The sequence below is a fragment of the Duganella paludis genome, assembly GCF_054461335.1.
Genome location: NZ_CM136922.1, coordinates 3,757,738 through 3,770,330, shown reverse-complemented (window position 1 = coordinate 3,770,330; position 12,593 = coordinate 3,757,738). Strand labels below are relative to the sequence as shown.

Annotated in this window: 10 protein-coding genes; 6 read left to right on the top strand and 4 right to left on the bottom strand. The window is 64.2% G+C overall.

Going from position 1 to position 12,593, the window contains the following annotated elements; all coding sequences use genetic code 11:
- The first annotated feature begins 12 nt into the window (after window positions 1–12).
- The gene (locus tag ACXZ1M_RS16675; protein ID WP_459048786.1) at window positions 13–477 is read left to right on the top strand and encodes a helix-turn-helix domain-containing protein; all 465 of its coding nucleotides are present in this window, start codon (window positions 13–15) and stop codon (window positions 475–477) included.
- 20 nt (window positions 478–497) lie between these two features.
- Complete coding sequence (locus ACXZ1M_RS16670; protein ID WP_459048785.1) at window positions 498–905, top strand: VOC family protein; 408 nt, start codon at window positions 498–500, stop codon at window positions 903–905.
- 198 nt (window positions 906–1,103) lie between these two features.
- On the opposite strand, the gene ACXZ1M_RS16665 is transcribed toward ACXZ1M_RS16670, so the two are convergent.
- Window positions 1,104–1,388, bottom strand: coding sequence for an AbrB/MazE/SpoVT family DNA-binding domain-containing protein (locus tag ACXZ1M_RS16665; RefSeq protein ID WP_459048784.1), 285 nt, complete (start codon window positions 1,386–1,388; stop codon window positions 1,104–1,106).
- Between the two features lie 143 nt (window positions 1,389–1,531).
- On the opposite strand from ACXZ1M_RS16665, the gene ACXZ1M_RS16660 reads away from it, so the two are divergent.
- Window positions 1,532–3,205, top strand: coding sequence for a GH39 family glycosyl hydrolase (locus tag ACXZ1M_RS16660; protein ID WP_459048783.1), 1,674 nt, complete (start codon window positions 1,532–1,534; stop codon window positions 3,203–3,205).
- A gap of 30 nt (window positions 3,206–3,235) precedes the next feature.
- On the opposite strand, the gene ACXZ1M_RS16655 is transcribed toward ACXZ1M_RS16660, so the two are convergent.
- On the bottom strand, window positions 3,236–3,724 hold the full coding sequence (locus ACXZ1M_RS16655) for a hypothetical protein (RefSeq protein ID WP_459048782.1): 489 nt from the start codon (window positions 3,722–3,724) through the stop codon (window positions 3,236–3,238).
- A 216-nt stretch (window positions 3,725–3,940) separates the two neighbouring features.
- Here ACXZ1M_RS16655 and ACXZ1M_RS16650 point away from each other — a divergent pair, with 216 nt between their 5' ends.
- Entirely contained in the window at window positions 3,941–5,953 is a 2,013-nt protein-coding gene (locus ACXZ1M_RS16650; RefSeq protein WP_459048781.1) for a S9 family peptidase, read from the top strand.
- 19 nt (window positions 5,954–5,972) lie between these two features.
- Here ACXZ1M_RS16650 and ACXZ1M_RS16645 read toward each other — a convergent pair whose 3' ends face one another.
- Together ACXZ1M_RS16645 and ACXZ1M_RS16640 are read right to left on the bottom strand one after the other, a co-directional pair.
- The gene (locus tag ACXZ1M_RS16645) at window positions 5,973–6,986 is read right to left on the bottom strand and encodes a LacI family DNA-binding transcriptional regulator (protein ID WP_459048780.1); all 1,014 of its coding nucleotides are present in this window, start codon (window positions 6,984–6,986) and stop codon (window positions 5,973–5,975) included.
- Complete coding sequence (locus ACXZ1M_RS16640) at window positions 6,973–7,776, bottom strand: polysaccharide deacetylase family protein (protein ID WP_459048779.1); 804 nt, start codon at window positions 7,774–7,776, stop codon at window positions 6,973–6,975. The genes ACXZ1M_RS16645 and ACXZ1M_RS16640 overlap by 14 nt, the downstream gene beginning before the upstream one ends.
- Before the next feature lie 244 nt (window positions 7,777–8,020).
- Between ACXZ1M_RS16640 and ACXZ1M_RS16635 the strand changes: the two genes are divergently transcribed.
- Entirely contained in the window at window positions 8,021–10,957 is a 2,937-nt protein-coding gene (locus ACXZ1M_RS16635; protein WP_459048778.1) for a TonB-dependent receptor, read from the top strand.
- 105 nt (window positions 10,958–11,062) lie between these two features.
- On the top strand, window positions 11,063–12,589 hold the full coding sequence (locus ACXZ1M_RS16630; RefSeq protein ID WP_459048777.1) for a tryptophan halogenase family protein: 1,527 nt from the start codon (window positions 11,063–11,065) through the stop codon (window positions 12,587–12,589).
- Window positions 12,590–12,593 lie beyond the last annotated feature (4 nt).

Genomic DNA, 12,593 nt, shown 5'->3' with positions numbered 1-12,593 from the left:
AGGTCGACGCATATGGCGCAAAGCCCACCGATGCTACGCCGCCTGTTGCGGGCAAAAGATAAAATGGACGCCGCTCCGCACGAGGAGTGGCCAGTCCAGCGGCTGGCCGAAGTGAGTGCGGTCTCGCCCGCCTACTTCGCGCGCGAGTTCAAGCAAGCTTTCGGCCTGCCGCCCCATCGCTACCTGCTCACGCGCCGCATCGAACGCGCCAGCGCGCTGCTGCGCGACACCGACCTCTCCATCACCGACATCGCGCTGCAGACCGGCTGGACCAGCATCGGCACCTTCGGCCGCATCTTCCGCGACATCACCGGCGCCAGCCCGAGCGAGCTGCGCGAGCAGGCGGGCGAGCCGGCGCCGGCGCCGGCGCCGGCGGCGGCCCATATTCCCGAATGCGTCGCGCGTGGCGCGCAACGTCCCGACCTCAATATCGCAGTTTTGGAGAAGCGCCGCCGCAAGGCCGCTGGCACACTGTAATCTCTACTCAAGGAGGCGATATGACTCAAGGTATCAATGTGGCAGGAATTTACGTACGCGACCAGGACGAGGCGCTGGCGTTCTATGTGGACAAGCTGGGCTTCGTAGTCCACACCGACGTGCGCAACGGCGACTACCGCTGGCTAACGGTGCAGCATCCGGACCAGCCCGCAATTCAGCTCGGCCTGTTCAAACCCGGACCGCCGGTGCATGACGCCGCCACCGCGCAGACTCTGCAGCAGATGGTGGCCAAGGGCGCGATGCCACCGCTGGTGCTGCAAGTGGACGACTGCCGCGCCGCCTTTGAAACTTTGCACAAGCGCGGCGTTGAATTCACCCAGGAACCGGTGGACCGCTACGGCACGGTGGACGCCGGCTTCCGCGATCCTTCGGGCAATGGCTGGAAGATGATCCAGGCGCGAGCATAGTTACCCATGAAACCGCACTGACATCTGACGCATAAAAGCGCCACTTATCTCCAAGTGGCGCTTTTGACTTACAACAAGCGCGCCGATTGACCTAGTCGAACAAGTCGCGCAACGGCCTTTTTATCAAAAGACATAAACGTTTCTCCGCCGAGGCATTGCCCTTCATAGGCAATCACACCATCTGCAAAATCCCCTCCCTCATCCAGCATCGCCAGCCCCGCAGCAACCGCCGGCCTCTTCACCTGCCCATCCCAACTCCGCCGCCTCGTTGATTTCGTCCAAAGTAGCGACCTTCGCGGTTCGCCCTGCGAGCAAACCGATAAAACCATCTATGGTGGCACCGGGCGGAGCAGCTCTCAGCATGCCTCTGGCATCCGGCAGCAAGTCGATTTCAACCTTGCCGCCAGGCTTGATGCCTAAGTGCTCCAGCACTTCTTTTCTCAAAGTGACCTGTCCACGTGCTGTAACCGTCAGTATCGCCATGATGTCCTCCTGATCCTTGATTCAGAGTGTAATGTAACTCCGATATTCACTTCGATATACTAACCACAAGAAAATTCATTAGACCACGGTAGCGTATCGGCCTACTGTCGCAGCAACGGCTCCCCGTTCTACGAGAAAAAATAATGAAGAGACTGCTTTCCTCCCTGTGCCTGCTCGCCAGCGCGCAACTGTGCCTGGCCGCCACGCCGGCGCCCGTCAAGCTCAACGTCGACGCCACCCAGGTGCAGGGGCCGATGACCCCGATCTGGGCCTGGTTCGGCTACGACGAACCCAACTACACCACCGCCCCCAACGGCAAGAAGCTGCTCAGCGACATCGCCGCGCTCAGCCCGGTGCCGGTGTACGTGCGCGCCCACAACCTGATGACCTCCGGCGACGGCAGCTACGCCCTCAAATGGGGTTCGACCGGCATGTACAGCGAGGACAAGGACGGCAAGCCGGTCTACAACTGGACCATCGTCGACCAGATCTTCGATACCTACGTCGAGCGCAAGATGAAGCCGCTGGCGCAGATCGGCTTCATGCCGCAGGCGCTGTCGCAACGGCCGCAACCGTATCAGCATCAATGGAAGCCCGGCACGCCCTACCAGGACATCATGACAGGCTGGGCCACGCCGCCCAACAACTACGACAAATGGGCCGAGCTGATCTACCAATGGGTCAAGCACAGCGTGGCGCGCTACGGCCGCGAAGAGGTGGAGAGCTGGTACTGGGAAGTGTGGAACGAGCCGGACGGCTTCTACCTGATCGCCCCCGACACCAAGCTCGAATACTTCAAGATGTACGACTACGCCGCCGACGCCGTCAAGCGCGCGCTGCCGACCGCGCGCATGGGCGGCCCGCACACGGCCGGCGCCGGCCGCTTCATGGACGACTTCCTGCAGCACGTCCTGCACGGCCAAAACTACGCCACCGGCAAGACCGGTTCGCCGCTGGACTTCGTCGCCTTCCACGCCAAGGGCGCGCCCAAGGTGGTCGACGGCGTGGTGCGCATGGGCATGGACACCCACTTCAAGCGCCTCGACGAGGGCTTCGCCATCGTCGCCAAGTATCCGGAGCTCAAAGGCATGCCCGTCATCATCGGCGAGTCCGATCCCGAAGGCTGCGCCGCCTGCGGCATGCAGACCAATCCAGAGAACGCCTATCGCAACGGCACGCTGTACTCCAGCTACACCGCCGCCTCCATCGCGCGCGAATACGAGCTGGCCAGCAAGCGCGGCGTCAACCTGATCGGCGCCGTCAACTGGTCGTTCGAGTTTGAAGACCAGCCCTGGTTCGCCGGCTTCCGCGACCTCGCCACCAACGGCATCAACAAGCCGGTGCTGAACGTATTCCGCATGTTCGGCATGATGCGCGGCGAGCGCGTGGCCGTCAGCGGCGAGCGCGCCTACGATGCGGCGCGCATCTTGGCGCAAGGCGTGCGCGGTGCGCAGACCGACATCAACGCCCTGGCCAGCCGCGACCAGCACAGCATTGCCGTCATGGTGTGGAACTATCACGACGACGATGTGATCGACGCCGGCGCGCCGGTCGAACTGCAGATCGCCGGCATCCCGGCCAGGCAGGCGCGGCTGCGCCATTTCCGGGTCGACAACGACACCAGCAATTCCTACAACGCCTGGAAACGCATGGGTTCACCGGCCAGGCCGAGCGCCGCCCAGATCGCCGAACTGCAGCAAGCGAGCGAACTGGCCCAGCTGGGCCAGCCGGCCACGCTGGCCACGCCGGACGGCAAGGCCAGCGTGAAGATGCAGTTGCCGCGCCAGGCGGTGTCACTGATCGTCATCGACTACTGAGCGACTCTCGCCGGCGTCGGCGTCGAGCGCTCAGGCGCGTTCGGTTTGACGGCTGGCGAGGCGGGCGCGCAACACTTTGAGTTCGTCCGCGTAATTGTCGCGCGCGGTGACGGCGCCCACCAGCTCCATCTCGGCCGCCAGGCGGGCGTCGGACAGCGCGGCGGCGGCGGCCACGTTGCGCTCGATCTGCGCGCGCAGGTCGGCCAGTTGGGCGTCCTTGCCCTCGATGGCCAGCTGGTCCTTGGCCTTGCCGACCAGGGCGTCGGTGGCGATGCTGCGGGCGTTGCGCAGTTCGGCCATCAGCTGGTCGATTTCCTCCTGCCGCTCGGCCGCCTGCGTCCGCGCGGCGTCACGCGCGCTGCTGGCCTCCGCCAGCTCGCCGCGCGCGGCGGCCAGTTCCTCCTCGGTGCGCGCCAGCGCCGCGCGCGGACCGGCGCCCGCTTCCTCCGCCATCTGTTGTACCCAGTCGCCCAGGGCGGCGACGAGTGGTTCGGGGATTTCCAGTTTGGCTGCGGTCATTGCGGACTCCGGTAAAAGACAGCCCACACGATAGCGCATGAAATTGCCGTGAGGCAATAGCAATCAACGCCGCCAGCGCACACCTCAGGCGGCGCCCCACGGCCTGTTGCACCAAAGCCGCAATTCGTCGCAGCCGATGGCAGTCTGTCGCGGCAATCGGACTGGAAGATGCAAAATTGCTATGCTGGTTCCTCTTACATCAACCTCGAGGTCTCCATGATCCGCTACGCTCTGCCCGCCCTGCTGCTTGCCAGTGTTCTGCCGGCCCAAGCCCAATCTCCCGCCGCCGATGTGCCGCTGATCGAGCGCGCCAAGATCTTCGGCAATCCCAGCAAGACCGGCGCCAAGCTCAGCCCGGACGGCAAGTGGCTGTCCTGGATCGCGCCGCGCGACGGCGTGCTCAACGTGTGGGTGGCGCCGGCCGGCGACCTCTCCAAGGCGCGTGCGCTGACCGAGGAAAAAGCCCGCCCGCTGCGCAACAGCTTCTGGTCGCCCGACTCCAAATACGTGCTGTTCATCCAGGACAAGGGCGGCGATGAAAACTTCCTGCTGTACGGCGTGGATGTGGTCAGCGGCAAGCAAACCAACTACACGCCGTTTGAAAAAACCCGCGCCGCCGTGCTGCACATCAGCAGCAAGATCAAGGACCGCATCCTGGTCGGCGTCAACAACCGCGATCCGCGCTGGCACGACGTCTACAGCCTCGACCTAGCCAGCGGCAAGCTGACCCTGGTGCAGCAGAACGACGGCTACGGCGGTTTCCTGGCCGACGATCAGCTCAAGCTGCGCATCGCCGAAAAGCCGCGCAGCGACGGCGGCACCAGCTACTTCCGCATGAGCGACGGCAAGATCGAAGCCACGCCGCTGGTCGAAGTCGGCCTGGACGATTCCCAGACCACCAGCCCGTGGGCCTTCACGGTGGACGGCAGCACCCTGTACTGGACCGACTCGCGCAACCGCAACACCGCCGCGCTGGTGGCCCAGGACGTCGCCACCGGCAAGACCACCGTGGTGGCCGAGGACGCGCGCGCCGACATCGGCGACACCCTGTTCGACAAGCGCACCGGCCGCGTGCAGGCCTACAGCGTCGAATACCTCAAGCAGGAATACATCCCGCTGACCAACGACCTCAAGGCCGATCTCGCCTTCCTCAAGCAAAACACCAAGGGCAAGTTCACCGTCACCTCGCGCACCGAGGCAGACGACAAGTGGCTGGTGGCGGTCGATCCGGTCACCGCGCCGGCCTCGACTTGGCTGTACGACCGCAAGGCCAAGAAGCTGACCCAGCTCTACGTCAGCCGGCCGGAACTGGAAGGCGCGCCGCTGGCGGCCATGCATCCACAGGAAATCAAGACGCGCGACGGCCTGACGCTGGTGTCCTACCTGACCCTGCCGAAATCGGTGGACGCGGGCGGCAGCGGCAAGGCCGCCAAGCCGGTGCCGATGGTGCTGCTGGTGCACGGCGGCCCGTGGGCGCGCGACAGCTTCGGCTACAACAGCTACCACCAGTGGCTGGCCAATCGCGGCTACGCCGTGCTGTCGGTGAATTTCCGTGGTTCGACCGGCTTCGGCAAAAACTTCATCTCGGCCGGCGACCTGCAATGGGGCCGCAAGATGCATGACGACTTGCTGGACGCGGTGCAATGGGCGGTCAAGAGCGGCGTCACCAACGCCGACCAGGTCGCCATCATGGGTGGTTCCTACGGCGGTTACGCCACGCTGGCGGGCATGGCCTTCACGCCCACCAGCTTCGCCTGCGGCGTCGACATCGTTGGCCCATCCAACCTGTTCACCTTGCTGCAAACGATTCCGGCGTATTGGGAAGCGGGCAAGCAGCAGTTCTACAAGCGCATGGGCGACCCGACCACGGACGACGGCAAGGCGCTGCTGAAGGAACGCTCGCCGCTCAACTTCGCCGCCAACATCCAGCGTCCGCTGCTGATCGGCCAGGGCGCCAACGACCCGCGCGTCAACGTGCGTGAATCGGAACAGATCGTCGATGCGATGGCGGCCAAGAACATACCGGTGACCTACGTGGTATTCCCCGACGAAGGCCACGGCTTCGCGCGTCCGGTCAACAACATCGCCTTCAATGCAGTGACGGAAAACTTCCTGGCCAAATGCCTGGGCGGCCGCGCCGAACCGATCGGCGGCGCACTGAAAGCCTCCACCGCCCAAGTCAAGCACGGCGCCGAATTCGCGCCGGGTTTGGTGGAAGCGTTGAAGTAAGCGTCGCAGTGAAGCTGGCTCAGGCCTGATCGGCCCGGGCCAGCGAGGCGCGCAGGGTCATTGTTACCGGGTAGTTGCGGGTGACAGGGCGCTGCAGGCCGTAGCAGCGGTTGAGCAGTTCGCTCACGCCGTTCTGCGTCATCTCGCGCCACGGCATGTGCACCGTGCTCAAGCGCGGGGCCGAGAATTCAGCGCTCGGCGTATCGTCGTAGCCGATCACCGACAACTCGTGCGGCACGCGGATGCCGGCCTCCTGCAGATACGACAGCGCACCGGCCGCCATTTCATCGTTGGCGCAGAACATGGCCGTGCAGCGCCGGCCCGATTCCACCAGCTCCTTGGCTGCCGACCAGCCGCCCGCCGGCGAGAAGTCCTTTTCCACCATCCACATCTTGCCGGTATCGACGCCGCCCGCCGCCAGCGCGCGCTTGAACGCTTCCACCCGCTCGACGTTGTCGGGCAGGCTGGCCGGGCCGGACACCAGCGCGATGTCGCGGTGGCCGTGGTCCAGCAGGGTGCGCGCGGCGATGGTGCCGCCCAGCGTGTGGTCGACCGTGAAGCATTGTGCGGCGATGCTGTCGAAAGCGTGGTTGAGCACCACCATCGGCGTCGGCCTCGGCCCCAGCGCGGCGATGTCTTCCTCCAGCAGCACATTGCTCATCAGGATCAAGCCGTCGCAGCCGCGCTCGACCAGGAAGGCCAGCCCTTCGATCGCCTGCTGGCGCGCGCCGCCCAGGCCGGCGCCGAAAGCCACCACCATGTGCAGCCCCGCCGCCCGCAACTCGGTATCGATGATCTGCAGGATCGGCGTGTAGAAGGTGCCGCTCAGCACAGGGATGTAGACGCCGATCATCTTGCTGTTGCCGGACAATAGGGTGCGCGCCGCATGCGACGGCCGGAAGCCCAGTTCGTCGATGGCGGCCCGCACCTTGGCCAGCGTCGCCGGCGACACGGAACCCTTGCCGCTGACCACGCGCGACGCCGTGCCCAGTCCCACGCCCGCCAGGCGGGCCACGTCTTTAATGGTCGCCACGTTGTTTTTTCACGTAAGTCATGATGTTGAGGAAAGTATCGGTCCAATAAAGCTGCCGGTTCGCAGCCAGATACTGTACCAGTTCCTCATGCGCCTGTGCGCTGGTGCTCAGGTAATCGCCGCCGACGCCGTGGAAGGTGAAGTTGACCATGGTGCCCTGCTCGCCCGCCTGCTTGACCATGGCGATCAGCTGCTGTCCGCTCAAGCCCTCCGGCGCCGCCACCCCTACCGCATACGGATCGAGCGCCCGCATCGACGGCGTGACGGCCGCGCCGCCGACCTTGATCGCGGCCACGCTGTCGCGCAGCAGCGGCAGATACGGCGCGCCTGCCGCCAGCAGGTCGCCGCACGGCGCCGTGTAGGTGCGCTCGCGCTTGCCGTCGATGGCGTACAGCATGGTATTGGCCAGCAGCACCTGGTCGCGCATCTGCGCCGCCGTGGTGGTGTCGAGGTCGCGGTGCGGCTGCACCCAGTCGTGCCCCGGCGCCTTGCGCGAACACTGGTGGAACAGGCTGTGGTTGCCTAGCTCGTGGCCGTTGGCCGCCGCGCGGCGCCAGCCGTCCATGCGCTGGTCCACCGCCGGATTCGACATCTGCAGGTAGAAGCTGCCCTTCAGGCCGTATTTGTCCAGGGTCGGAATGGCAACGTCGAGCTGCGAGTCGAGCGCGTCGTCGTAGGCCAGGCTGACGGCGGCGCGCGCGCCTTGGGGCCAAGGGAAACTCACATCGGCGGCGGCCAGGTGCGGCGCCATCAACATCGCTGCCAGGGTAAAGCAGGTGCGTAGTGTCATCCGGGTCTCTCGTTTGGAAACGTTCCCAGATAATGGCACCGGCTTCCCCCTGTGTCAACGCCGGACCGAAATTGGAAACGTTGCCAATTAGCGTCACTTCCCACGGTTTACGACCAAACTGCTGCGCTGCGAATTGACTTTGATTTTTGATGAATGCTATATTCATCACATTATTGGAAAGCTTTCCAACTAGTTTTCCAAGCGGTAGGCAGTCGGAGTTATTTACAAAAACACAGGAGATAACATGCATTATCCAAAGGCACGACAAACACTCATGAGCCTGGCGGTCGCCAGTGCCTGCGCCACGGCGGCCCTTCCGGCCTTCGCCCAGGAAACCCAGATCAAAGCCGGTGAAGACGTTCCGGTGCAAAGCGTGGTCGTTACCGGCCTGCGCGCCTCGCTGTTCTCGTCGATGAACCTGAAGCGCAATTCCGACGGTATCGTCGACGGCATCGTCGCCGAAGACATCGGCAAATTCCCGGACACCAACCTGGCCGAGTCGCTGCAGCGCATCTCGGGCGTGTCGATCGACCGCTCGATCGGCGAAGGTTCGAAAATCACCGTGCGCGGCGTCGGCCCCGACTTCAACATGGTGCTGCTGAACGGCCGCCAGATGCCGACCTCCAACCTGGGCGACCTGAATGGCCGCGCCTTCGACTTCGCCAACCTGGCGTCGGAAGCGATCTCCCAGCTGCAGGTGTACAAGACCAGCCGCGCTGAAACCGCCACCGGCGGCATCGGCGCCACCGTCAACGTCATGACCGCGCGTCCGTTCGACCGTCCGGGCCTGCACTCGAGCGTCGGCGTCAAGGGCGTGTACGACACCTCGAACGGCAACCTGCCGGGCGACGTCAAGTCCAGCAGCTCGCTGACGCCTGAAGTTTCCGGTCTGTACAGCAACACCTTCGCCGACAACACCTTCGGCGTGGCGCTGACCGGCAGCTACCAGGAACGCAACCTGGGCTACAACACGGCCGCCGTCTCCAACGGCTGGAAAGGCCCTTACCTCGGCAACGCCGGCCCGCTGCCGGCCACCGGCGCCACCAACCGTCCCGGCCCGACCGACCTGTACTCGCTGCCGCAGAATCTGAACTACAACTTCAACGGCGTACAGCGCCAGCGCACCAACGCCCAGCTGACCCTGCAGTACAAGCCGAGCACCACCCTGGTCACCACGCTGGACTACACCTATTCGGAAAACAAGATCCAGACCAAGCGCAACGACATCTCGGCCTGGTTCAACCACGGCGATTCGAAGAGCTCTTGGACCACGGGCAAGGTCAACAGCCCGCTCAGCTACACCGAATTCCTGCCGGGCGGTTCGGGTGACATCGCCATGGGCGGCGCCAACTTCGCCACCAAGACGCAGAACAAATCGCTGGGCTTCAACGCCGTGTGGAAACCATCGGCCGACCTGCGCTTCGAAGTCGATAGCCACCACTCGACCGCCACCTCCGGCGCCGACAGCCCATTCGGTTCGAGCAACACCCTGGCCACCGCCAGCTTCAGCCGCGGCAACACCACCGCCGATTTCAGCAAGGACTTCCCGGTGCTGATCATCGAAGGCGCCGACTTCGTGCGCGCCGGCCAGCAGGTCACCGGCTCGGTCTTCACCAATTCGTACATGCGCGGCGAAGTCGACCAGCACCAGGTAAAAGGCGCATGGAAAGTGCTGGAAGCGTCCGAGCTGAAGTTCGGCCTCAACTACAGCAAGGTCGACAACCGCTCGGCCTTCTCGAACAACCAGCGCGACAGCTGGGGCGGCGCCACCAAGCCGTCCGACTACCCAAGCAGCGTCTGGCACAAGGACAGCATCCGCCAGTACTTCGACAACATCAGCGGCAGCGACAACCCTGCCATGTTCAACACCTTCTACACCTTCAACTTCGACGAGGTGCGCAAGCTGGTGGCGGCCGCTTCGGGCCTGCCGGGCCTGTACATGCCGAAGTCCACCTTCGACAACGACGCCCGCACCGGCGAGAAGTCGAAGGCCGGCTACCTCCAGTTCAACACCGACTGGGATACCGCGCTGCCGATCCGCACCGCCATCGGCGTGCGCTACGAGAAAACCGACGTGGTCTCGACCGCGCTGGTGCCGTCGGCCACCGCCATCAACTGGGGTTCGCAGAATGAGTTCCCGATCGAGTTCGGCACCCCGACCTTCACCACGCTGACCGGTTCCTACCACCACCTGCTGCCGAGCTTCGACTCCGACATCGAGCTGACGCCGAGCCAGAAGGTGCGCTTCAGCCTGGGCGAAACCATCGGCCGTCCGCGCTACGACCAGATCCAGGGCGGCCAGACGCTCGACCGCCTGGTGCGCGTCGACGGCGGCACCGGTTCGCAGGGCAATCCGGCGCTGAAACCGGTCAAGTCCAAGAATCTGGACCTGTCCTACGAGTGGTACTACGGCCAGCAGAACTTCATTTCGCTGGGCTACTTCCGCAAGAACCTGGAGAACTACGCTGGCCAGACCCAGATCAACGCCACCCCGTTCAACCTGCACACCCCGGTGGGCGGCGCGTTCTGGAACGAAGCGCTGTCTAGCGGTTGCGCCAAGGCCGACACCACTTGCATCCGCAACTTCATCCTGCGCAAGTACAACGGCACGGCGGGCGTGACCATGACCGGCACCGACCAGGTCGGCAACGCCACCGGCAACATCATCGGCCAGCCTGGCGATCCGGTGGCCCAGTTCCGCATCAACTCCTTCTCCAACCAGAAGAAGGCCAGCCTGGACGGCCTGGAGGTCAACCTGCAGCACATGTTCGGCAACAGCGGCTTCGGCGTGTCGACCAACTACACCTACGTCAACTCGGGCCTGAAGTACGACGACGCCAAGCTGGGCGAGCAGTTCGCGCTGGTTGGCCTGTCGAACTCGTCGAACGTGGTCGGTATCTACGAAGACAAGAAGTTCAATGCCCGCGTGGCCTACAACTGGCGCGGCAAGTTCCTGTCCTCGACCTTCGACGGTTCCGGTCCGAACCCGCAATACGTGGAGTCGTATGGCCAGGTCGACATCAGCCTCGGTTATCAGTTCAACGAAAACCTGAGCTTCCAGCTCGAAGCCATCAACGTCACCGACGAAATCCAGCGCGTGCATAGCCGCACTAAGAACCAGCTGGAATCGGTGACCCAGGCCGGTCCGCGTTACATGATAGGCGCCCGCTACAAGTTCTAATGCGGTAAAAACGTTGTAAGAACGCCACGAAAAGGCCGCTGTTCCGTCAGCGGCCTTTTTTCGGTTAAACTTTGTGTAACCCATTACGTAATAAAATAAAAAAACATGTTGAGACGCATCGTGATCGTAGGCGGCGGTTCTGCCGGCTGGATGACCGCAGGCCTGATCGCTGCGGAGCATCGCGCCCTGCAGGTCACGCTGATCGAATCGCCGGACGTGCCGACCATCGGCGTCGGCGAAGGGACCTGGCCCAGCATGCGCGACACGCTGCGCCGCATCGGCGTGTCCGAATCGGACTTTTTCCGCGAGTGCGACGCCTCCTTCAAGCAGGGCTCGCGCTTCAACCGATGGGTCGACGGCGGCGACGCCGACTGCTATTTCCATCCATTCTCGCTGCCGCAGGGCTATGGCGAAGTCAACCTGCCCGAACAATGGCAGGCCCAGCATCCGGGCGTGCCGTTCGCCGACCTGGTCAGCTTCCAGCCGCACCTGTGCGTGCAGGGCCGCGCGCCCAAGCAGGTGGTCACGCCCGAGTACGCCTCCGTGGCCAACTACGGCTACCACCTGGACGCCGGCAAGTTTGGCGTGTTCCTGCGCAAGCACTGCCTGGAGCATCTGGGCGTGCAGTACGTGCCGGACCACGTGGACACCATCAACAGCCATGCCAACGGCGACATCGCCTCGCTGCAAACGCGCACGCACGGCGCGCTCGAGGGCGACCTGTTCATCGATTGCACCGGCATGCAGTCGCTGCTGCTGGGCAAGCACTACGGCATTCCGCTGATCCCGCAGCATCACGTGCTGTACAACGACTCGGCGCTGGCGGTGCAGATCCCGTATCCGGACGAGCACTACCCGATCGCCTCGCAAACCTCCTCCACCGCGCAAAGCGCGGGCTGGATCTGGGACATAGGCCTGCCGACCCGGCGCGGCGTCGGCCACGTCTACGCCGGCCGCTACATCAGCGACGACCAGGCCGAAGCGGAACTGCGCGCCTACATCGTGCAGACCGGCGGCCCGGCCGACATCCCGCAGCCGCGCAAGCTGAGCTTCCAGCCCGGCTACCGCGAGCAATTCTGGCACCGCAACTGCGTCGCCATCGGCCTGTCGGCCGGCTTCATCGAACCGCTGGAGGCATCGGCGCTGGCCATCGTTGAAATGTCGGCCGCCATGGTCAGCGACGACATGCCGGCCTCGCGCGCAGCGATGGACATTGTCGCCAAACGCTTCAACGAAGCCTTCACCTACCGCTGGGAACGGGTGATCGATTTCCTCAAGCTGCACTACGTGCTGAGCCGCCGCCGCGACACCGCCTACTGGCGCGACAACACCGCGCCCGAGGCCGTGCCCGAGCGCCTGCGCGAGCTGCTGACCCTGTGGCAGCACCGCGCGCCCTCGCGCAGCGACTTCAACCGCATCGAGGAAGTGTTCCCCTCGGCCAGCTATCAATACATCCTGTACGGCATGGGCTTCCGCAGCGACTTCAGCCGCGCACCCAAGCCGCAGGAGGCCGCCATGGCCGACAACTATTTCCAGGAAGCTGCAGCAATCACCAGGAAAATGCTGGGCGCCTTGCCCGACAACCGCGCCCTCATCAACCACATCAAGCTTCACGGCTTGCAAAAAATCTAGAACG